This window comes from Microbacterium sp. Cr-K20 (assembly GCF_000708325.1).
Taxonomy (GTDB): domain Bacteria; phylum Actinomycetota; class Actinomycetes; order Actinomycetales; family Microbacteriaceae; genus Microbacterium.
In genome coordinates this window covers 1-19,673 of the sequence record NZ_JARE01000051.1, presented here as the reverse complement: position 1 = coordinate 19,673, position 19,673 = coordinate 1, and the positions used below count along the sequence as shown (strand labels likewise).

Annotated in this window: 22 protein-coding genes; 12 read left to right on the top strand and 10 right to left on the bottom strand. The window is 69.6% G+C overall.

The window, feature by feature from the left end:
* Positions 1-129: 129 nt before the first annotated feature.
* Positions 130-588: a VOC family protein gene (locus tag GZ67_RS0112575; RefSeq protein WP_029263095.1), complete on the bottom strand. Its 459-nt coding sequence runs from the start codon at positions 586-588 to the stop codon at positions 130-132.
* Positions 589-692: 104 nt separating this feature from the next.
* Between GZ67_RS0112575 and GZ67_RS0112570 the strand changes: the two genes are divergently transcribed.
* The 7 genes from GZ67_RS0112570 to GZ67_RS0112540 all read left to right on the top strand — a co-directional run bounded on the left by GZ67_RS0112570 (position 693) and on the right by GZ67_RS0112540 (position 6,393).
* Positions 693-1,646 carry a helix-turn-helix transcriptional regulator gene (locus tag GZ67_RS0112570; RefSeq protein WP_029263096.1) on the top strand — a complete coding sequence of 318 codons (954 nt, stop codon included), beginning with the start codon at positions 693-695 and terminating at the stop codon, positions 1,644-1,646.
* Between the two features lie 123 nt (positions 1,647-1,769).
* Complete coding sequence (locus GZ67_RS0112565) at positions 1,770-2,012, top strand: ribbon-helix-helix domain-containing protein (RefSeq protein WP_029263097.1); 243 nt, start codon at positions 1,770-1,772, stop codon at positions 2,010-2,012.
* The gene (locus GZ67_RS0112560; protein WP_081859997.1) at positions 2,009-2,470 is read left to right on the top strand and encodes a type II toxin-antitoxin system RelE/ParE family toxin; all 462 of its coding nucleotides are present in this window, start codon (positions 2,009-2,011) and stop codon (positions 2,468-2,470) included. The genes GZ67_RS0112565 and GZ67_RS0112560 overlap by 4 nt, the downstream gene beginning before the upstream one ends.
* Positions 2,471-2,551: 81 nt before the next feature.
* Complete coding sequence (purL, locus tag GZ67_RS19815; protein WP_036303887.1) at positions 2,552-4,882, top strand: phosphoribosylformylglycinamidine synthase subunit PurL; 2,331 nt, start codon at positions 2,552-2,554, stop codon at positions 4,880-4,882.
* Positions 4,879-5,034: a hypothetical protein gene (locus tag GZ67_RS20825; protein WP_167381597.1), complete on the top strand. Its 156-nt coding sequence runs from the start codon at positions 4,879-4,881 to the stop codon at positions 5,032-5,034. Before purL ends, GZ67_RS20825 begins: the two co-directional genes overlap by 4 nt.
* Positions 5,035-5,218: 184 nt before the next feature.
* Entirely contained in the window at positions 5,219-5,542 is a 324-nt protein-coding gene (locus GZ67_RS0112545) for a cupin domain-containing protein (protein WP_029263099.1), read from the top strand.
* Positions 5,543-5,688: 146 nt separating this feature from the next.
* Positions 5,689-6,393 (top strand): DUF2786 domain-containing protein, encoded by a 705-nt coding sequence (locus GZ67_RS0112540; RefSeq protein WP_029263100.1) that lies wholly within the window; start codon positions 5,689-5,691, stop codon positions 6,391-6,393.
* 32 nt (positions 6,394-6,425) lie between these two features.
* On the opposite strand, the gene GZ67_RS0112535 is transcribed toward GZ67_RS0112540, so the two are convergent.
* A complete protein-coding gene (locus GZ67_RS0112535) occupies positions 6,426-6,998 on the bottom strand; it encodes a TetR/AcrR family transcriptional regulator (RefSeq protein ID WP_029263101.1) in 573 nt (190 codons plus the stop codon).
* 69 nt (positions 6,999-7,067) lie between these two features.
* On the opposite strand from GZ67_RS0112535, the gene GZ67_RS0112530 reads away from it, so the two are divergent.
* The 3 genes from GZ67_RS0112530 (at position 7,068) to GZ67_RS0112520 (ending at position 10,558) form a co-directional block, all read left to right on the top strand.
* Positions 7,068-9,614 (top strand): MMPL family transporter, encoded by a 2,547-nt coding sequence (locus GZ67_RS0112530; protein ID WP_051662521.1) that lies wholly within the window; start codon positions 7,068-7,070, stop codon positions 9,612-9,614.
* A gap of 117 nt (positions 9,615-9,731) precedes the next feature.
* Positions 9,732-10,082: a TraR/DksA family transcriptional regulator gene (locus tag GZ67_RS0112525; protein ID WP_029263103.1), complete on the top strand. Its 351-nt coding sequence runs from the start codon at positions 9,732-9,734 to the stop codon at positions 10,080-10,082.
* A gap of 38 nt (positions 10,083-10,120) precedes the next feature.
* The gene (locus tag GZ67_RS0112520) at positions 10,121-10,558 is read left to right on the top strand and encodes a VOC family protein (protein WP_029263104.1); all 438 of its coding nucleotides are present in this window, start codon (positions 10,121-10,123) and stop codon (positions 10,556-10,558) included.
* 15 nt (positions 10,559-10,573) lie between these two features.
* Here the strand turns inward: GZ67_RS0112520 and GZ67_RS0112515 are convergent, their stop codons facing one another.
* The 8 genes from GZ67_RS0112515 to GZ67_RS0112480 all read right to left on the bottom strand — a co-directional run bounded on the left by GZ67_RS0112515 (position 10,574) and on the right by GZ67_RS0112480 (position 16,995).
* Positions 10,574-10,840, bottom strand: a complete 267-nt coding sequence (locus tag GZ67_RS0112515; protein WP_029263105.1) for a type II toxin-antitoxin system RelE family toxin — start codon at positions 10,838-10,840, stop codon at positions 10,574-10,576.
* Positions 10,837-11,097: a type II toxin-antitoxin system prevent-host-death family antitoxin gene (locus tag GZ67_RS0112510; protein ID WP_029263106.1), complete on the bottom strand. Its 261-nt coding sequence runs from the start codon at positions 11,095-11,097 to the stop codon at positions 10,837-10,839. Before GZ67_RS0112510 ends, GZ67_RS0112515 begins: the two co-directional genes overlap by 4 nt.
* Before the next feature lie 53 nt (positions 11,098-11,150).
* A complete protein-coding gene (locus GZ67_RS0112505; RefSeq protein ID WP_051662520.1) occupies positions 11,151-11,777 on the bottom strand; it encodes a TetR/AcrR family transcriptional regulator in 627 nt (208 codons plus the stop codon).
* Positions 11,774-12,541 (bottom strand): tyrosine-protein phosphatase, encoded by a 768-nt coding sequence (locus tag GZ67_RS0112500; protein ID WP_029263108.1) that lies wholly within the window; start codon positions 12,539-12,541, stop codon positions 11,774-11,776. The genes GZ67_RS0112505 and GZ67_RS0112500 overlap by 4 nt, the downstream gene beginning before the upstream one ends.
* Positions 12,538-13,389 (bottom strand): phosphonate ABC transporter, permease protein PhnE, encoded by an 852-nt coding sequence (gene phnE, locus GZ67_RS0112495; protein WP_029263109.1) that lies wholly within the window; start codon positions 13,387-13,389, stop codon positions 12,538-12,540. The genes GZ67_RS0112500 and phnE overlap by 4 nt, the downstream gene beginning before the upstream one ends.
* A complete protein-coding gene (locus tag GZ67_RS0112490) occupies positions 13,373-14,209 on the bottom strand; it encodes a phosphonate ABC transporter ATP-binding protein (RefSeq protein ID WP_051662519.1) in 837 nt (278 codons plus the stop codon). The genes phnE and GZ67_RS0112490 overlap by 17 nt, the downstream gene beginning before the upstream one ends.
* Positions 14,210-14,253: 44 nt before the next feature.
* A complete protein-coding gene (gene phnD / locus GZ67_RS0112485; protein ID WP_231481798.1) occupies positions 14,254-15,198 on the bottom strand; it encodes a phosphate/phosphite/phosphonate ABC transporter substrate-binding protein in 945 nt (314 codons plus the stop codon).
* Positions 15,199-15,336: 138 nt separating this feature from the next.
* Positions 15,337-16,995: a hypothetical protein gene (locus GZ67_RS0112480; protein WP_051662518.1), complete on the bottom strand. Its 1,659-nt coding sequence runs from the start codon at positions 16,993-16,995 to the stop codon at positions 15,337-15,339.
* A gap of 311 nt (positions 16,996-17,306) precedes the next feature.
* On the opposite strand from GZ67_RS0112480, the gene GZ67_RS0112475 reads away from it, so the two are divergent.
* Positions 17,307-18,410 carry a GntR family transcriptional regulator gene (locus GZ67_RS0112475; RefSeq protein WP_029273901.1) on the top strand — a complete coding sequence of 368 codons (1,104 nt, stop codon included), beginning with the start codon at positions 17,307-17,309 and terminating at the stop codon, positions 18,408-18,410.
* Positions 18,411-18,477: 67 nt separating this feature from the next.
* Positions 18,478-19,673, top strand: a 1,196-nt coding sequence (locus GZ67_RS0112470; protein ID WP_051662517.1) for a mannitol dehydrogenase family protein, incomplete at its 3' end; no start/stop codon positions are given.

Sequence of the window (19,673 nt, the reverse complement as noted above, 5' to 3'; positions counted from 1 at the left end):
CGGGGCGGCGTGCCGGGTGGGGCGGTACACCTGTCGGGAGTTCGGACGGATGCAGGAGCGAAACGCCGCGAACCCTCCTGCATCCGTCCGAACTCCCTGCATCCGTCCCGGGAAAGGGTACGTCGCGGGTCAGCCGGCCTGCACGTCGAGCACCCAGGTCACGCCGAAACGGTCGGTGAGCATGCCGAAGCCGGCCGACCAGGCCGAGGCCGCCAGCGGCTCGATGACCGTCGCGCCCTCGGCCAGGCCGTCCCAGTACCCCCGGAGCTCGTCGAGCGAATCCGCCCGTAGCGACTGGAAGAACGTCCGATCGGTGATGGTCGCGCCGTTCTCCCGGTGCGTGGTGCCGGCGGTCGCCGTCGGGTCCGGGTCGTCCTGCCCGGGGATGTCGTACGCCATCAGCCGCATCCCCTCCGCGGTCTCGAGCTGCCCGAACACGATCTTGTCGAACCCGGGCACTCCCTCCGGCATGCCGAACTGCCCGTAGGTCGCTGCCGTGACCTCGCCGCCGAAGACGGACCGGTAGAAGTCGAGCGCCTGCCGGGCCGTGCCGTGGAAGTTCAGGTGAGTGGTGGTGGTGATGGTCATGGGATGCCTCCTTCTCGCGCGGTCCGCCGTTCGGAACCGCCTGTGGGCAACGATCACAGCGGTAGCGGTCGGGTTCTGTCCTCTACTGCGGGCAGACTGAACCCATGACCGGAAGCTCGTCGCGCATGCTCGCCCTGCTGTCGCTGCTGCAGACGCCGCGCGACTGGCCGGGACTCGTCCTCGCCGAGCGACTGGAGGTCAGCCCGCGCACGGTGCGTCGCGATGTCGATCGCCTGCGAGAGCTCGGCTACCGGATCGCTGCGGTCAAGGGTCCGTACGGCGGCTACCGCCTCGAAGCCGGATCCGAGCTGCCGCCGCTGCTGTTCGACGATGACCAGGCCGTCGCTATCGCGGTGGCGCTGCAGACCGTCCCCTCCAGCGGCATCGACATCGAGGAGGGCGCGGCGCGGGCGCTCGCGACCGTGCGGCAGGTGATGCCCTCACGACTGCGGCACCGTGTCGACGGCATCCGCTTCACGGGCACCGCTGCCGATGTGCGCGTCGACCCGGCCGTGCTCGAGGCGGCGAGCGCGGCCGTGCGCGACCGCCAGGTGCTGCGCTTCGACTACGGCTCCGACCGCGACCGCCCCGCCCGACGCACCGAGCCGCACGCGGTGGTCGCCCGCGAAGGCCGCTGGTACCTGCTCGCGTGGGATCTGGAAGTCGAGGGCTGGCGTACCTTCCGGCTGGATCGGATGCGGCCGCGCACCCCTACCGGACCCACGTTCAGCCCGCGTCCGCTGCCGGCGGCGGATGCTGCGACGTATCTGGCGGCTCGGGCGAAGGGGTCGGCGGCCGAGGATCGCTGGCCGTGCGTGGGCGAGGTCGTGATCGCACTCCCTGCCCGCGAGGTCGCACCCTGGGTCGACGATGGCGAGCTGGAGGAGCTCGCCGACGGCACATGCCGCATCACGGTCGGCTCCTGGTCGTGGGTCGGGGTGCTCGCCGCGGTCGCCCGGTTCGATGCGCCCTTCACGGTGGTCGGACCGGCGCCGCTGCGCGAGGCCGCTGGAGTTCTTGCGGCGCGGTTTGCGGCGGCGGCGGACTCTTCCTCCTGATCCAGGAGCTTTTGCGAACTTCTCCCATTCTCTGCAGCTGCGTCGCCACGGGACGGAATCACTGCAGTCGATGACGTTCACTAGTGCGATGACAAACTTTGCCATCGGTATTAGCGTGGAGGTATGGCCACGATGAACATCTCTCTTCCGGACGCGCTGAAGGACTTCGTCGAAACGCAGGTGGCCGAGCGCGGCTACAGCAACAGCAGCGAGTTCATGCGTGAGTTGATCCGCCATGAGCAGGCCCGCGAGCAGCTGCGATCCCTGGTTGTCGACGGGATGACGTCGGGGCCGGGTTCCGAAGTGGACCAGGCGTACTTCGATCGCCTCCGAGACCGCGTCCACGCAGACGCCGCCGACGCGTGACTGCGGGGCGAGTCGTCACCACCAGGCGGGCGGATGAGGACATCGACGGCGCGGTCACGCGCTACCTCGGCGAAGCAGGGCCGCCGGTCGCGATCGCGTTCATCGACGACCTCCAGCATGCGCTGAGCCGGCTCACTGCGTATCCCTCGCTGGGATCGGCGCGCTTCGAGCTGGTGACCGAGATTCCCGACATCCGCGCCTTCCCTCTTCGAAACCATCCGTACCTCGTCATCTACACAGATGATCCGGACGCCGTGCGAGTCCATCGCGTGCTTCACACGAGGAGAGACATCGCTGCCGCCCTCACCGAGAGCGATCGTGACACCGCGTGGTCGCGACTCGTGCGCACCGGAAGGGTCACCCTCCCCACGAAGAAGGGCGCCCTGTCGCACCCACCGCAGCGACAGGACGAGACATCCGCACAGATCCTCGACGCCATCCGCGCCGACCGCATCTGACCTCCCGCTCTCGCGGGAGAGCCGCCTCACCCACGCCGGTAGACTGAGCATGCCCCGCCGGCCCCTTCCTTTGGAGTGCGCGTGACCACCGCCCCTGCACCTTCCCCCCAGCACGTCCCCGACTCCGTCGAGAACGCGATCGCGACGCCCGAGAAGGAGCAGCCGTACGCGGCCCTCGGACTCAAGCCCGACGAGTACGAGCGCATCAAGGAGATCCTCGGCCGTCGCCCCACCTCGGGCGAGCTGGCGATGTACTCCGTCATGTGGTCGGAGCACTGCTCCTACAAGTCGTCGAAGAACTACCTGCGCCGCTTCGGCCAGAAGGTCTCCGACGAGATGAAGGAACGCCTCATGGTGGGTATGGGCCAGAACGCGGGCGTCGTCGACGTCGGCGAGGGCTGGGCCGTCACCTTCAAGGCCGAGTCGCACAACCACCCCTCGTTCATCGAGCCCTTCCAGGGCGCGGCGACCGGCGTCGGCGGCATCGTCCGCGACATCATCTCGATGGGCGCGCGCCCGGTCGCGGTCATGGACGCCCTGCGCTTCGGCGCGGTCGACCACCCCGACACCGCCCGCGTCGTGCATGGCGTGACCAGCGGCATCAGCTTCTACGGCAACTGCCTGGGCCTGCCGAACATCGGCGGCGAGACGGTCTTCGACTCCGTCTACCAGGCCAACCCGCTCGTGAACGCGCTCGCGGTGGGCGTGCTGCGTCACGAAGACCTCAAGCTCGCGAACGCGACCGGCGTCGGCAACAAGGTCGTCCTGTTCGGCGCCCGCACGGGTGGCGACGGCATCGGCGGCGCGAGCATCCTGGCCTCCGACTCGTTCGACTCCACCGGTCCGACCAAGCGCCCCGCCGTGCAGGTGGGCGACCCGTTCGCCGAGAAGGTGCTCATCGAGTGCTGCCTCGAGCTGTACCGCGGCGAGCTCGTCGAGGCGATCCAAGACCTCGGCGCCGCCGGCATCTCGTGCGCGACCAGCGAGCTCGCGGCCAACGGCAACAGCGGCATGAAGGTCTCGCTCGACAACGTGCTGCTGCGCGACCCCACGCTCACGGCCGAGGAGATCCTCATGTCGGAGTCGCAGGAGCGCATGATGGCGATCGTCGCTCCCGAGAAGCTCGACGCTTTCCTCGAGGTCGTGAACAAGTGGGAGGTCGAGACCTCCGTGCTCGGCGAGGTCACCGGCGACGGACGCCTCATCATCGACTGGCAAGGCGAGCGCATCGTCGACGTCGACCCCTCGACGGTCGCGGTCGACGGCCCCGTCTACGACCGCCCGGTCGCCTACCCGACGTGGATCGACGCCCTGCAGGCGGATGCCGCCGAGAACCTGCCCCGCACGAACGACCCGGAGACGCTGCGCGAGCAGTTCCTCGCACTCGTCGCCTCGCCGAACTTGGCCGACACGAGCTGGATCACCAACCAGTACGACTACTACGTGCTCGGCAACACGGCCCTCAGCTTCCCCGACGACGCCGGCATGATCCGCGTCGACGAGGAGTCGGGTCTCGGCTTCGCGGTGTCGACCGACGCCAACGGCCGCTACTGCCAGCTCGACCCGTACGCGGGCGCGCAGCTGGCCCTCGCCGAGGCATACCGCAACGTCGCCGTCACCGGCGCCGTGCCCACGGCCATCACCGACTGCCTGAACTTCGGCTCTCCCGAGAACCCCGAGGTCATGTGGCAGTTCGGTCAGACGGTCGACGGCCTGGCCGACGGGTGCTACGAGCTGGGCACCCCGGTCACCGGCGGCAACGTCTCGTTCTACAACCAGACCGGCGACGTGCCGATCCACCCGACGCCGCTCGTGGGCGTGCTCGGCATCATCGACGACGTCTCGCGCCGCATCCCCTCCGGATGGCAGGACGAGGGCCAGAACATCTACCTCCTCGGCACCACCTCGACCGAGCTCTCGGGTTCGGCCTGGGCCGAGGTCGTGCACGACCACCTCGGCGGACTTCCGCCGAAGGTCGACCTCGCCGGCGAGAAGCGCCTCGCCGGTCTGCTCTCGGCCGCCCGTGACGAGTGGCTGATCTCCTCGGCGCACGACCTCTCCGAAGGCGGCCTCGCGCAGGCACTCGCCGAGGGCGTCATGCGCTTCGGTGTCGGCGCTCGTGTCTGGCTGAACGAGATCATCGAGAGCAACGGCGTGGATGCCGCATCCGCCCTGTTCTCCGAGTCGACCGGCCGCGTGATCGTGACCGTGCCGCGTGAAGACGACGTGAAGTTCCGCGGACTCTGCGAGGGACGCGACTACCCGGTGATGCGCATCGGCGTGACCGACACCGAGGGCGCGAAGCTCGAGGTGCAGGACGTCTTCACCGTGTCGATCGCCGAGCTGCGCGAGCGCTCGCAGGCCACGCTCCCCTCGTACTTCGGTCCGACGGTCACCGAGGTCAGCGCATGAGCGACGTGAGCCGGCAGAACCCGAACGAAGAGGACTACGGCGACCTCGGCGAGAAGCGCAACCGTCGCATCCGTATCGTCGCCTGGACCGTCATCATCGCGCTCATCCTCGGCGGTGGCGGCGCGACCGTGATCACCCTCATCCTCGGCTGAGAGCGGTCGGCTCCTTTTCGGGGACGATGGCGCGCGGAGGGCCGTCGTCTCCATCGGCTGAAGGCACTTCCCGCGGCCCCGCTGCGCGGAGAAGGCCGACGCAGACGCTTTTCTCCGCGAGAAGAGTTCTGACTCTCGACCCTGTCGCCCTGCGCGCGTACCCTCGGGCGGGAACGGAGGACCCATGACCATCCACCTCAGAGACGTCACCGCTGACGAAGACATCGAGGGGTACCTGCTCGGCTCGCCCGTGAGCATCATGCGCGAGTTCATCACGACACCCGGTCGAGGACCACGTCTGCACCGGCATCCGTACGCCGAGACGTTCGTGATCCGCCGGGGCCGCGCCCTGTTCACCGTCGGCGACGATCAGGTGGTCGGCGTCGGAGGGCAGATCCTCGTCGTCCCCGCGCTCGTCTCCCACCGCTTCGAGGTGCTCGACGGCGGCACATACGAGGCCACGCACATCCATGCGAACAACCGCTTCGTCACGGAGTGGCTCGAGTAGCCACGGCGCCATGCCCCACCCCGCGCGCAGCATCCCTCCCCAGGACGCCGCGAAACAGGTTTCTCCCCAGGCACCGTGATCGACCCTCTGAATGCGGGTGACCCCGCGGAGGATTCGAGGCATCACACACCACCAAGGGGGATGCCATGACCGAGGCGAAGCTCGACCTGATCGCGAAGCTGCTGGCGAAGGCCGAGAGCACGACACCGGAAGAGGCGGAGGCTCTGACCGAGCACGCCGAGCGGCTGATCGTGAAGTACGGCATAGATCAGGCCCGCATCGACGAACGCCGTGGCCGGCTGGGCCAGACACAGGAGCAGATCGTTCACGAGCGGATGCTGTTCAGCGGCGTATACGCCCGGGATCTGCAGGAGATCGGCTCGGGTGTCGCGCAGGCGCTGGGCACGGTGCGGCCGCTCGGGATGGAGGTCCCCGTCGGCGCGGGCCTGCTCCTGGTCGGGTACGCGTCCGACGTCACGCAGGTGCGCACCCTCACCGCGAGCCTCGAGGTGCAGGCCATGGTCGCGATGCGGAAGTGGTGGTCCGTGCACCGCGAGATCTACCACCGGCACACGGAGCCCGAGAAGCGGCGTGCACGCAGCGGCTTCCTGCGGGGCTTCGCCCGGGGCGTCATGGGTCGCATCCAGGACAGCCGCCGAACGATCATCGAGGATGCGGGCACCGGTGCCGCCCTGGTCCTGACCTCGCGCCGCGATCGGGTGGACGAGGCGGTCGACGCGATGGCGACCAAGCGAGCCCGATCTCGCCGTGCGGCCGATGCCGGAGCCTTCGCATTCGGGCACCGATCGGGGCGAGAAGCGCGAACCGGCGAACGAGGCCACCTGACATGACCGAGTGTCTGTGCCCCCTACGCGACGGAAGCTCAGCGGGTGAAGAGATACCGGACCAGGTCGATGATCCCGCCGGGTCCGCGGCTCTCACGGCCGAGGGACTCCACGATGATCGCGCCCAGGATCGCACGGCCGATCTGCGCGATCGGGGCGTCTTCCGGCAGCTGACCGTCGCGGATCCCGCCGCGCAGCCGTTCGGACAGGTGCTGCTCGACGCCGAGACTCCCCCCGAGGTGGGCCCCGACCGCGGCGTCTTCGGCGGCGGCTGCGACCAGCGACTGCAGCAGCGCCTGCCCCTGCGTGGTCGCGAGGATGGCGAAGACCGACTGCAGCCAAGTCTCGACGTCGGCGAGGAGGTCACCGGTGTCGGGCACGACGAAGTCCACGGGGATGAGACGCCCGTCGACCAGGCAGTCCGCGATGAGCGCACCCCGCGAGGGCCACCAGCGATAGATGGTCTGCTTGCCGACCCCGGCTTCCTTCGCGATGCCCTCGATCGTGAGTCGGTCGTAGCCCTGCGCGTGGAACAGTCGCGAGGTCGCATCGAGGATCGCTTCACGCGCCGCAGTGCTGCGCACGGGCCCGCTCCGATGCTCGTTGACCATGCGTTCAGGATAGCCACAGATCGCTAGACGAGACGTGCCGTATGATCTTCGAGTCTGAAGGAGACCACTGTGGCATCACTGCTCTACCGTCTGGGTTCGTTCGCTGCGCGCAAGGCGTGGACGGTGATCGTGTCGTGGGTCCTGATCCTCGGCATCGGCGTCGGCGCCTTCCTCACCCTCGGCGGCACGCTCAGCAACAGCTTCGACATCCCGGGCACCGCGTCGGGCGCGGTGACCGACGAGCTGGCTGACAAGCTCCCGGATTCCGCGGGCGGCACCGGAACGGTCGTGTATCGGACCACCGACGGTTCGGCGTTCACCGACGAGCAGAAGCAGGACATCTCCGAGCTCGCTGCCAGCGCCGAGGATCTCGATGGCGTCGCGTCCGTGATCGATCCGTTCGACGCGCAGCAGCAGCAGGCCGACCGTGCGAAGGAGCTCGCCGACGGCCAGAAGCAGATCACCGACGGCCGCGCCCAGCTGGATGCCGCGCAGACGCAGATCGACGAGGGTCGGGCACAGATCGAGGCCGGCCTCACTCAGCTCACGGCCGCGCGCACCCAGGCGGAGCAGGCCGGAGCGGGCCCGGAGCAACTCGCCGCCCTCGACGCCCAGCTGGCGGCACTGAACGCCCAGGCCGCCGACCTCGAGGCCCAGAACGCGAAGCTCGACCAGTCCCGCATCACCCTGCAGGAGAACGCCGATCAGGCGGAGCTGGGCTCGACCCTCCTCGACCTGGCCGACGGCATCGGCGTGGTGTCCGAGGACGGGTCCACCGCGATCGTCAACATCTCTTTCGTCGACCCGCGACTGGAGCTCTCCGAAGAGGTCAAGCAGGGCACGATCGACCACTTCGCCTCCGCACCGGTCGACGGCACCGAGGTCGACTTCGGCACCGACATCGCGCAGGGTGTGCCCGAGATCTTCGGCGTCGGCGAGGCGGTCGGTCTCGTGTTCGCCGCGATCGTGCTCATCGTGATGCTCGGCTCGCTCATCGCCGCAGCCCTCCCCATCGTCACCGCCATCGTCGGCGTCGGTGTCGGAGTCACGGCATCCCTCGCGTTCTCCGGCGTGGTGAACATGGCGTCCGTGACGCCGGTGCTGGGCGTGATGCTCGGCCTCGCGGTCGGCATCGACTACTCGCTCTTCATCGTCAACAGGCACCGCAAGCAGCTGCTCGCCGGAGTGCCGGTGCGCGAATCCATCGGCCTCGCCACCGGCACGTCCGGCACCGCCGTGGTGTTCGCCGGAACGACCGTCATCGTCGCGCTCCTCGCGCTCAACGTGACCGGCGTCCCGTTCCTCGGCCTCATGGGCACGGTCGGTGCGGTGTGCGTCGCGGTGGCCGTGCTCGTCGCGATCACCCTCGCGCCCGCCATCCTCGGGCTCGTCGGCGACCGTCTGCTCAGCCGCCGCGCTCGCGCGACGGTCGGACAGGAGCACGCCGCGGGCAAGCCGGTGAAGCGGATGTCGACCCTGCGCGCCGTCGTCACGACGCTCGTGAGCGTTGTCGCGCTGCTCATCATCGCGATCCCCGCGATGTCGATGCGGCTCGGGCTGCCCGACGGGTCGAGCGAACCGAGCGACTCGACCAGCTACCGCGCGTTCCAGACCGTCGACGAACAGTTCGGCGAAGGCGCGAACGGCCCGCTGCTGGTCACCGCGACCCTCGACGACGCAGTCACCGACGACGATCTGCTCTCCACGCAGGTCACGATCGCGCAGGCCATCGCCGACCAGGACGACGTCGCGGCGGTCGCGCCGATCGCCACCTCCGACGACAACACCCTCCTCGCGTTCCAGGTCGTCCCCGAGGAGGGCCCGAACAGCGTCTCCACCGAGAGGCTCGTGCAGGACCTGCGCTCGATGCCGGCCATCGGCGACGGGATCACCCTCGGCGTCGCGGGTCAGGCCGCGATCAACATCGACATCTCCGAGGCGCTGGCCGGGGTCCTGCCGCTGTACCTCGTGGTCGTCGTCGGCCTCTCGCTGCTCATCATGATCGTGGTGTTCCGTTCCCTGCTGGTGCCGCTCATCGCGACCGGTGGCTTCGTGCTCTCGCTGTTCGCGACGTACGGCCTGATCGTCGCGGTGTTCCAGTTCGGCTGGGGCGCCGAGATCATCGGGCTGCACAGCACCGGGCCGATCCTGAGCTTCCTGCCGGTGATCCTCGTCGGCATCCTGTTCGGACTCGCGATGGACTACCAGCTGTTCCTCGCCTCCGGCATGCGCGAGGCGTATGTGCACGGCGCCTCGGCGCGCGATGCCGTGGCCCAGGGCTTCCGTGCCGGCCGCTCGGTGGTGACCGCCGCCGCCCTCATCATGGTGTCGGTGTTCGGCGGGTTCATCTTCTCGGAGTCGACGATCATCCGCTCGATCGGGTTCGGCCTCGCGTTCGGTGTGCTGCTCGATGCGTTCGTGGTGCGGATGCTGCTGATGCCCGCGCTCATGCATCTGCTCGGCCGCTCGGCGTGGTGGCTGCCGCGCTGGCTCGACCGCATCCTGCCGAACGTCGACATGGAGGGCGCCGCCCTCGAACGCGATCACCCCGGCATGAAGGCCGTGGCCGTTCCGACGACGACCGACTCGGTGCCGACGAGCGGGCACTCCGCCTGAGGCGCGCGCGTCGCAGATTCGCGTCGAGGTCGCAGAGTTCCGCTGGATCCTGCGACCTCGATGCGAAAGTGCGACGGGTGGGGCCGGGGTGTCGGCGGGGATGCCTAGAGTGGGCGCATGAGTCCTGACCCCCGCGCGCTGCTGCAGGAGCTGCGCGCTCAGGCCGAGGCCCGGGTGCAGGCGACGGCCGCGACCCTCGACGAGCTCACCCACGACCGCGAGAGCTCGAACGACGACGACGAGCACGACCCCGAGGGCGTCACGCTCTCGTCGGAGTGGTCACGGCTGACCGGGCTCGCCGAGGCGGCAGCGTCCGAACTCCGACAGGTCGACGATGCGCTGGCGCGAATGGATGCCGGCACCTACGGCGTCTGCGCGAACTGCGGCAGGCCGATCCCCGCGGCGCGACTGCAGGCCCGACCGTTCGCCGAGTACTGCGTCGCCTGCGCCGAGAAGCTCGGGCACTAGCGCTGACACGGGTGGCGGGCGCGAGTAGCATCCCACCCATGCCCATCACACTCGAGAACGTCGGGATCGCCGTGCGCGACCTGGAAGCCACCATCTCCTTCTTCACCGACCTCGGCCTCACGGTGCTCGGTCGCGACGAGGTCAGTGGGGAGTGGGCGGCGACCGCGGTCGGACTCGACGGCAACCACGCGAAGATCGCTGTGCTGCAGACGCCGGATGGGCGCGGACAGATCGAGCTGTTCGAGTACATCCATCCGGACGCGATCGAGACGGAGCCGACCCTTCCGAACGAGATCGGTATGCATCGCATCGCCTTCTCGGTCGACGACATCGACGAATCGCTCGCGATCGCCGCCCGCCACGGCTATCACCCGCTGCGCGGCGTCGCGAACTACCAGGACGTCTACAAGCTCACTTATCTCCGCGGCCCCAGCGGCATCCTCGTGATGTTCGCGCAGGACCTCACGAAGAGCTGACCGCGGCAGAACGCGTCATAAGTCGCCGTACACGGCCCGACGGTGCGCAACCCGGAACACGGTCACCAGCACGACGTCGTCGACGACCTCGTAGAGCACACGGTGATCGCCGATCCGGATGCGCCAGGCGTTGTCGAAACCGGTCAGCTTGCGGACACCGCTCGGACGCGGCTCCTTCTCCAGCGCGGCGATGCCGGCGAGGATGCGACGCCTGACCTGGGGGTCGAGCTTGCGGATCTCCTTCGCGGCCGGTGCGGTGAACTCGACGCGATAGGCCGTCACGAGAGTTCGGCGCGAAGCTCGTCGAGCGAGACGCGCTCGCCGTCATCCGCGGCCTTCGCCGCACGGAACTCCGCCGCATCACGCGCGGCCTCCAGTTCCTCCAACAGCTCGAGGTCGTCGACGCTGATCACGACGGCGGTGAGCTTGCCATGGCGCGTCACCCCGACGCGCTCCGACCCGTACGCGACTCCGCCCAGCACATCGGCGAGACTGTCGCGAAGATCCTTGGAGGGGATGCTGCGGGTGAGAGTGGTCATGCCTCCATTATAGGCATAAGCGACTTTAGAGGCATTATGTACATAACTCGCTTTCACGTCACCATCCCGCGCCAGATCACCTCGATCGCGGCCCGCATCCGCTCGACCACGGCAGGATCGTTGACCCGGTCGCCGCGCACGACGAGCTGGTAGTACGCGACGCCGGCGATCGCATCGAAGCAGGCTTCGACGTCGAGGTCGGGGCGCAGCTCGCCCCGCGCCATCCCCACCCGGAGTGCGTTCTGCAGCGGCACCCGGCGCCGCGACACGTGCGATTCCCAGTAGGTCCGCTGCAGGGCACGGTCGGCCATCACCAGGCGGATGCGCTGCCGGAACCGCTCCTCGGAGTATCCGGGAGCCGAGGGGGCGACACCGTCGGCACCGAGCCCGAGCCCCGCGAGCAGGATCTCGTGCAGGTCGGCATCGGCGGGATACTCCGGCGGCACCTCGCGGCCGACGTCGAGCGCCGCAGCGATCAACAGCGTGAGTGAGGGCCAGCGCCGATACAGTGCCGCCCGGCTCACCCCGCTGCGGGCGACCACGCGCGACACCGTGACCTCGTCGCCCGCGTCGATGATGTCGAGCGTCGCCGCGACGATCTGCCCGTCGAGGTCTTCGTCACGCGGACGACCGGGGCGGCGGCGAACCGCAGCCCCGGCATCCCCCGCCAGAACCGTCACGCGGCGAGCGCCCGCTCGCGCAGCCGGGCGATCGTGGCATCCGAGAGCCCCGCGGCGCGCAGCGGGGTCAGCGGGTCGCCGTGCTGTGCGCGGAGAGTGTCGAGCAGGCTGCGCATCGACACGTCCATCGATCCCTCCAGCAGCGACGAGGTCTTCCCGAGCGCGTCGGCGTCGAAGCCCAGCGCCTTCCACATCGCCCCCATCACGGGTGCGGTGCGCGCCATGATCGCGACCATGTTGTCGCCCGTGCGGGCGTAGTCGGTGACGATGTCGTCGTCGGCGGCACCGAGGGCGAGCAGCAGCATCGCCGCCAGCACACCCGTACGATCGCGACCAGCCGCACAGTGGAAGGCGGCAGCCCCCGGCGTGTACGCGATGACGTTGAGCGCGATCACGAGCTGCGGCGCTGCTCCATCGACCATGCGCTGGTACATCAGGCCCATCGCCTCGTGGGTGAGCGCGGGCTTGTCGCGGTCGATCGACTCCCCGACATCCGCGATCAGGGGCAGGTGGTGGTACGCGACCGGATGCTCGCCCAGCGGCCCCCGCCCCGTCACCGCGACCTCGAGCGGCGAGCGCAGGTCGATGATGGCGGTGAGTCCGCCCGCGATGAGCTCGTCCGCGACCTGTTCGGTCACGTAGGCGAGGTCGTCGGTGCGGATGGCGAGCCCCTCGCGGAGCACGCCGCCGTCGATCGCGATGCCGCCGAGATCGCGCAGGTTGACCGGTGCGCTGAGGACGAGGTCGGTGTCGATGAGGGTCATGTGATTCTCCTTCGGATGAGGGCGCTGCCCTGGTCGATCGCCGTGACGAGGACGATGATGCAGATGATGATGGCGCTGAGGTGGCCGTAGTCGTACATGCGCATGGCGGTGGTCAATTCCAGACCGATGCCGCCGGCGCCGACGAGGCCGAGGATGGTCGCCCCGCGCACGTTCCCCTCGAACAGCAGCAGTGTGTACGAGGTGAGCAGGGGCGCGGCCTGCGGCAGGATGCCGTACTGGATGACCTGTCGCTTCGAGGCGCCGACGGCCTCCATCGCGACGACGGGTCCGCGGTCGACCTGCTCCATCGCCTCGGCGAAGATCTTGCCGATCGAGCCGATGGACCCGAGCGTCATGGCCAGGATGCCGGCGAAGGGTCCGAGCCCGACGGCCGAGACGAACATGAGCGCGAACACCAGGTCGGGCACCGAGCGGATGATGTTCATCATCCAGCGCGTCGGGTAGTACAGCCACTTCGGCGCGAGGGTGGACGTGGCCCCGAATGCGACGATGAGCGACAGCACCGCGCCGAGCACCGTGCCGACGACCGCCATCTGGAACGTTTCGAGCAGCAGCGCGAGGATGGTGCCGATCTTCGAGAAGTCGGGCGGGAACAGGCGCGACAGGAACTCACCCATGTTGATCGCGCCCTCGCCGAGCTTCACGAAGTTGAACTCGGCGCCGTTGAACGACCAGAGCAGCAGCAGGAACGCGACCGGCAGGCCGATCAGGAACCGCGTCCGCGGCACCCGGAAGGCACTTTCGAGCCGGGCGCGCTCGGCCGGATCCAGCGTCGCGCGCGCGGTGCGGTCCGCGCGGTCTGCGCGGGGTTCAGTGGTCGTGGTCATCGCCGTCCTCCTCGTCGTCGTAGAGCGGGCACAGGGCGGCGGCATCCAGCTGCGAGGTGGCGCCCGAGACGAGCATCTCGCCGTGCCGGAGTCCCACGATCCGGTCGCTGTGGGCGAGAGCGAGGGGCAGCACGTGCAGGCTCACGAGCACCGGGATGCCGTCGTGCGTCGCGATCTCGCGCAGCAGTTCGAGCACCGAACCCGCGAGCTTCGGGTCCAGCGAGGCCACCGGCTCATCGGCCAGGATCACCTTCGGCTGCTGCATGAGCGCCCGGGCGATCGCCACCCGCTGCTGCTGTCCGCCCGAGAGCGAGCGGGCGGGGGCGGACGCCTTGTGCGCGATGCCGACCCGGTCGAGCAGTTCGAGCGCCCGACGGCGGTGCGCGGTCGAGAAGCCCCCGGCCAGGTTGATCGGCCCCGCGCCGTGCAGCGCGCCCGTGAGCACGTTGGTCATGACGCTGAGCCGGGGGATCAGGTTGAACTGCTGGAACACCTGCCCGACCTCGGAACGCAGCGTGCGCAGCTCGCCGCGGGCGAGATTCGTGACGTCGCGCCCGGCGACCCGCACCGTGCCGGACGAGATGGGCGCGAACCCGGTCAGGCTCCGCATCAAGGTCGACTTGCCCGAACCGGAGGCCCCGAGCAGAGCCACCATCTCGCCCGGGAACAGGTCGAGGTCGACGCCGTCGAGCACGGTGTTCTCGTCGTACGCCACCTGGAGGCCGCGCACCGTCACGAGCGGGAGTGCCTGGCGCAGCTCGGCGGTGGGGGTGCGCGTTTCGTCTCGTCGCTGCGCTCCTCGCTCAACGACCGGAGGCACCTCGGTCGTTGAGCGAGCGGAGCGAGACGAAACGCTGGACAGGGTCACTTGAGGTCCTTGAGCTCGACACCGGCGACGGCCGCGATCTCCGCGAAGGACTCGAAGTCCGCTCCGTCGGGGTCGACCGTCTGCGGGGCCGCCGCGAACGCCCCGTAGGCGCCGAGGCGCTCGGCGTTCTCGGGCGAGAACACCTCGGCGATTCCGTCCTGGATCACCTTGCGGGTCTCGGCATCCAGCGACGGGCGGCCGAGCACAGCGCCCTGGATGTCCATCGCCGGGCTCTCGCCCACCGCACGCCACTCGCCGTCCTCGAACGGGAACATCGGGGCACCGAGCTCGGTGAGCATGACCGCGGTGCACGCGGCATTCACCTGGCCCTGCTCCAGCGCGGCGAAGCTGCCCTCGTGCCCGCCCGCGAAGATGGCCTCGTAGTCGGTGCCCTGCTCGAGTCCGGCCTCGTGCAGCATGTACACGGGCATGAAGTAGCCCGAGCTGGAGGCCTGGTCCGCGAACGCCACGGTCTTGCCCTCGAGGTCTTCGACGGTCTGGATGGGCGAGTCCTCGAGCACGACACAGGTCGACACCGGCTTGCCGTCGCCCTGGAACGCGACCAGCGCGTCGACCTCTCCGGTGTTCACGGCGAGCGCGGACGGGAAGCCGCTCATGATGCCGATGTCGACGTGATCGGCGCGGATCGCCTCGACCACGCTCAGGTAGTCGGGCACATCCGTGATCTCGACGTCGCGGCCGGTCGCCTTCTCGAGCAGTTCGGCGAACACCTCGACGGGGTTCTCGGCGGTGGGGTCTTCGCCGACGGGAATCGTGGCGATCGTGATGGGGGCGTCGGGATCGGCCGGGGCCGCCTCGGCGGTCGGGCTCTGGCATCCGGTGAGGGCGAGGGCGGCCACGCCCAGGAGGCCGACGACGGGCAGGGTGAAGCGGCGCATGATGACCTTTCGGGAGGAGACTCCTCGGAGTTCCGAGAACATCGGTATTCCAACTCCCGAAGGTGACGGGCAATTACGAGACCGCCGTACTCCGAATGGAACGTCGGATGAACGGACGGTGTCGCCGGACAGCCGAAGCGGGGCAGCCCCCGGAAGGGACCGCCCCGCAACGACAGGAACCTACGGCAGCGCCGGGCCCCCTGGTCCCGCACCCGGAACCGGGTAGTACACGGGCGGAGTGTCGTCCCACGCCGACGGCAGCATCAGCAGGTCGTCGTAGTGGTGCATGGCGATGCCGCCGAAAGAGGCGTCGTCCTGGAAAGCGGCATACGTCTTGTCGAGCTCGCCCTCGAGGTAGGTGCGACCCTCCTCCCAGAACGTCACGGTCTCGGGGTCACCCGTGCCGGAGAGGTCCTTGGTCTCGATGCCGACCACGACCGAGTCCGGCTTGCCGATCTGGTTCGCGTAGTCGATCTCGTGCTGCGCCTGGGCGATGATGCCCGCACTGCCGTCGGCCGTGTCGCGGTAGTCCATGATCGCGATGTAGTCGGTCATGTCCTGGATGTGGTCGCTGAGCGGCTTCGTCTGGCCGTTCCAGGTGATCGACGTGCAGCAGGCCGAGGAGTCCAGCCAGCGCGGGATCGCGGGCCCGACCAGCACCGGCAGCCCGGAGGCGTCGCGGCGCTCGATGAGCGTGTCCAGGATCTCGAGCCACCGGTTCGGGAGCCCGCCGCTGCCGGGCAGCTTCCAGTCACTGAGGATGTACGGCTCGATGTCGACATTGATGCCGTCGAAGCGCGCGGACTCCGGCACGGCGAGGTTGTAGTCGAGGACCTTCTCGAACTCGTCGACCGCGAAGTGCTCGAACTGCTCCAGGGCGCCCAGATACGGCGGACGCGTGCCGCCGGCGACGGTGGCCTGCACGTGGTAGCCGCGGGCGCGCGCCCACTCCACGAACGCCACGACCTCGTCACGCGAGTCGCGCAGCATGTCGGTGGTGCCGTACTTGTCGACGCCGAGGTAGATCGTGCGGATGGGGTCGGACCCGAAGGTCGTGGTGTCGTCCATCACGGCGCCGAGGCGGTCGCGGGCGTCTTCATCGAAAACGGCCTCGTAGGAGGCGCGCTCCCAGATCCACATCGCCCGGTCCTGGTCGTAGATCACGGGGGTCTCGGCGGTGGCTCCGCCGAGCGCGACGTAGGTGGTCGGCGCCTCGGAGGTGTGCCCCGACACGTCGGTCGCACGGGCCTCGATGCTCGCGAACTCGGAACCTGCGACGGGGAAGGATGCCGCGTACTCGCATCCGCCCTGCGCCGTGGCAGCCTGCCAGGCACCGCCGTTCACCCGCACCTCGACGGCGGACAGCGCGCGATCGGATGCCACGTCGACGACCACGTCGAGCGAGGAGCCCGCATACGCGCCCTCGGTCGGCGAGACCACCGTGACGACCGGGCGGGATGCGGCCGGGTTGTCGACCTCGACGGCGAGGAACTCCGACCAGGTCGTGTAGAGGGTGGTGAGGTCACGGGCGCGCACCGCGAGGTCGAGTCGCCCGTCGCGGTCGGCGATGTCGAGGTCGATGGTCCACGTGCCGGCGGTGCCGGTGACCGGGATCGGGATCACCTCCTGCGCCCCCACGACGAGCACGAGCTCGGAGGTGTTCGCGAACGTCCCCTCCACCGTGAGCGTCGATCCGCTGACGGTGCCGCCGTCGACGGGAGAGGTGATCGCGAGCTCGGTCGTGACGGTCTCTGCAGAGGCGGCGCCGCCGGTGGCGACCACCCCTCCGGCGAGAAGGCTCGCGGCGACCAGCGCCGACAGCCAGCGTGTGCGTCTCATCGGTGTCTCCTTCCGCTCCGCCGGGCGCGGAGTCGTCGTGACTGCCACCGTGACGCGCGGGCATCCGACGGTCAACGGAAGGTCAGCGAAGAGGAATGACTGGAGGAAGGAATCGGGACTGCGCCGGCGTCGGCCCTGCACTCCGCTCGGCCGATCGCACGCGCGTCGGCCCTTTCGCGCGGATGCGGCCGAGGGACGCGCGATCCCCCGCAGCACGTGCCGCGAGTGCCCGACACCTTGCCGAACCGAGTCCGAATGAATACGGTTGCATAGCAAAGACTCACGGGCGTCCACGGGCCGAGGAGGGCGACATGGGAGCTTTCCCGAACACGCAGCCGCTGTTCGTGAGCCTGGCGCAACAACTCCGCGACCGCATCGCCGCCGGCGAGTGGTCCCGGGGCGAGCGGCTGCCACCGGAAGCGACTCTGGCCGCGACGCACGCGGTCGGCATCAACACCGTGCGGCGGGCGGTGGGGATGCTCGTCGACGACGGAGTGGTGGTCCGCCGCCAGGGCTCCGGCACGTACGTGTCGGCGCGCGGGGCCGGGAAGAGTCCCGTGATCGGCGTGATCGTCCCGTCGCACAGCTACTACTTCCCCACCGTCGTGGAGGGGATCACGGAAGTGGCCCGGGCCGCGGGCGTCACCCTGCGCATCGTGTCGAGTGAGTACGACGACGCCCTCGAGATCCGTCGGATCCGGGAGTTCCTCGCCGCCGGATGCTCCGGACTCCTGATCACGCCCACCCTGCACCTGGCCGACCCGACGGCGCGACTCGACCTGCTGCGCGCACTGCCGATCCCGGTGGTGCTCATGGAGCGGATGCCGACGGACTCCCCGCCGGATGACGGGCTCTCGGCGGTGTGCACCGATGTCGTCGCGGGCGGGTATGCGGCCGTGCGGCACCTGGCACGGCAGGGCCGTCGACGTATCGGATTCCTCGGACGCCGCGACACCGCGACGGCCGACGCCGCGCTGCGCGGCTACCGGCGCGCGATCGACGACCTCACCCTCGTCGACCTCCCGGGCGCGGTGGTGCGTCGGGATTCGTGGGACGACGCGGCACTCGCCGACTACGCGCACCGAGCGCGCTCGGCGGGACTCGACGGTGTCGTCTGCCTCGGCGACCGCGAGGCGACGGCGCTCCTGCCACACCTCAGGCGCGTGGGACTCTCGCTTCCCGATGACCTCGCGCTCGTCGCCTTCGACGATGAGGAGGCGGCGGATGCCCCGCTCCCCCTCACCGCCGTGTCACCGCCGAAGCGCGAGATCGGACGCCTCGCGGCGAGCACGCTACTGCGGATGCTGGGGCGCGGTGGCGACCGAACCCCGGTGCGGATGCTGCTGCAGCCGGTCGTGCGGGAGCGGGCGTCGAGCGCGCGTGCCCAACCCCGGGTCTTGCAACCGCTTGCATGATCGCGCCGCGCGTCATAGGTTGAAGTCAGGCCCGACCCCAGGGCCGATGATCGACCCGAGGATTCCCGTGCCCCACAGCCCGCGCCGCACCCTACCGCGCGCCCCCGTGCGCATCGTCCATCTCGGACTCGGTGCCTTCCACCGCGCACATCAGGCCTGGTACACCGCGCACGCCGACCCCGACCACGAGTGGGGCATCGCGGCGTTCACGGGCCGCTCGCCCGATGCCGCCGAGACGCTCACGCGACAGGACGACGTGTACACCCTCCTCACGCGCGGCGCGGAGGGCGACCATCTCGAGACCGTCGAGAGCATCGTGGCCGCGCACGACGGCGGTGACACCGAGATGCTGCGCGACTATCTCACCCGCCCCGAAGTCACGGTCGTCACGCTCACGGTCACCGAGAAGGGCTATCGACGCGGCGCGGACGGACGTCTCGACGTCACGGACCCCGACATCACCGCCGACATCTGTGCGCTGGGCGAAGCCTTCGCCGATCGGGAGAATCCACCGGGAGCGATCGCGAACGGCGTCCTGCGCACGATGCCCGCCCGCCTGCTCTGGGCGCTCGACGCTCGACGCCGCGCCCTGCCCGACGGCACGATCACGCTGATCCCGTGCGACAACCTCGACGACAACGGGACCGCACTCCGGTCCGTGGTCGGCGACCTCGCCGCGCTCACCTCCCCCTCCCTCGGCGCCTGGATCGACGCGCAGGTCGACGTGGTCAGCACGTCCGTCGACCGCATCACCCCACGCACCACGGCAGACGACATCGACGCCGTCGCCGCACGCGAGGGCATCCGCGACGAGGCCCTGGTCGTGACCGAGCCCTTCCACAGCTGGATCCTGAGCGGACGCCTCCGCGCCGACCGCCCGCGCTGGGAAGATGCCGGGGCCTCCTTCGTGTCCGACATCGAACCGTTCGAGCAGCGCAAACTCTGGATGCTCAACGGCGCGCACTCCCTTCTCGCCTCCGACGGCGTCCTGCGCGGACACGAGACCGTCGCCGCGGCCATCGCCGACCCGGAATGCGCAGCTCTCGTGCACGACCTGTGGGATCTCGCCCAGCGGCGCCTCGATGCCGGCGCCGACAGAGCCGGCGTCGAACTCGACCTTCCCGCCTACCGGACGGCGCTGCTCGAGCGATTCGCGAACCCCGCGATCGTGCACCGGCTGCGGCAGATCGCCGCAGACGGCAGTCTCAAGCTGCGCGCCCGCATCGTCGAGCCGGTGCGCCGCGCCCGCGCCGACGGCGAGAC

Excerpts from the sequence above, each read along its gene's own strand:
- GZ67_RS0112575 (WP_029263095.1), bottom strand. The coding sequence starts at position 588 with ATGACCATCACCACCACCACTCACCTGAACTTCCACGGCACGGCCCGG.
- GZ67_RS0112570 (WP_029263096.1), top strand. The coding sequence starts at position 693 with ATGACCGGAAGCTCGTCGCGCATGCTCGCCCTGCTGTCGCTGCTGCAG.
- GZ67_RS0112565 (WP_029263097.1), top strand. The coding sequence starts at position 1,770 with ATGGCCACGATGAACATCTCTCTTCCGGACGCGCTGAAGGACTTCGTC.
- GZ67_RS20825 (WP_167381597.1), top strand. The coding sequence starts at position 4,879 with ATGAGCGACGTGAGCCGGCAGAACCCGAACGAAGAGGACTACGGCGAC.
- GZ67_RS0112545 (WP_029263099.1), top strand. The coding sequence starts at position 5,219 with ATGACCATCCACCTCAGAGACGTCACCGCTGACGAAGACATCGAGGGG.
- GZ67_RS0112540 (WP_029263100.1), top strand. The coding sequence starts at position 5,689 with ATGACCGAGGCGAAGCTCGACCTGATCGCGAAGCTGCTGGCGAAGGCC.
- GZ67_RS0112535 (WP_029263101.1), bottom strand. The coding sequence starts at position 6,998 with ATGGTCAACGAGCATCGGAGCGGGCCCGTGCGCAGCACTGCGGCGCGT.
- GZ67_RS0112525 (WP_029263103.1), top strand. The coding sequence starts at position 9,732 with ATGAGTCCTGACCCCCGCGCGCTGCTGCAGGAGCTGCGCGCTCAGGCC.
- GZ67_RS0112520 (WP_029263104.1), top strand. The coding sequence starts at position 10,121 with ATGCCCATCACACTCGAGAACGTCGGGATCGCCGTGCGCGACCTGGAA.
- GZ67_RS0112510 (WP_029263106.1), bottom strand. The coding sequence starts at position 11,097 with ATGACCACTCTCACCCGCAGCATCCCCTCCAAGGATCTTCGCGACAGT.
- GZ67_RS0112500 (WP_029263108.1), bottom strand. The coding sequence starts at position 12,541 with ATGACCCTCATCGACACCGACCTCGTCCTCAGCGCACCGGTCAACCTG.
- phnE (WP_029263109.1), bottom strand. The coding sequence starts at position 13,389 with ATGACCACGACCACTGAACCCCGCGCAGACCGCGCGGACCGCACCGCG.
- phnD (WP_231481798.1), bottom strand. The coding sequence starts at position 15,198 with ATGTTCTCGGAACTCCGAGGAGTCTCCTCCCGAAAGGTCATCATGCGC.
- GZ67_RS0112480 (WP_051662518.1), bottom strand. The coding sequence starts at position 16,995 with ATGAGACGCACACGCTGGCTGTCGGCGCTGGTCGCCGCGAGCCTTCTC.
- GZ67_RS0112475 (WP_029273901.1), top strand. The coding sequence starts at position 17,307 with ATGGGAGCTTTCCCGAACACGCAGCCGCTGTTCGTGAGCCTGGCGCAA.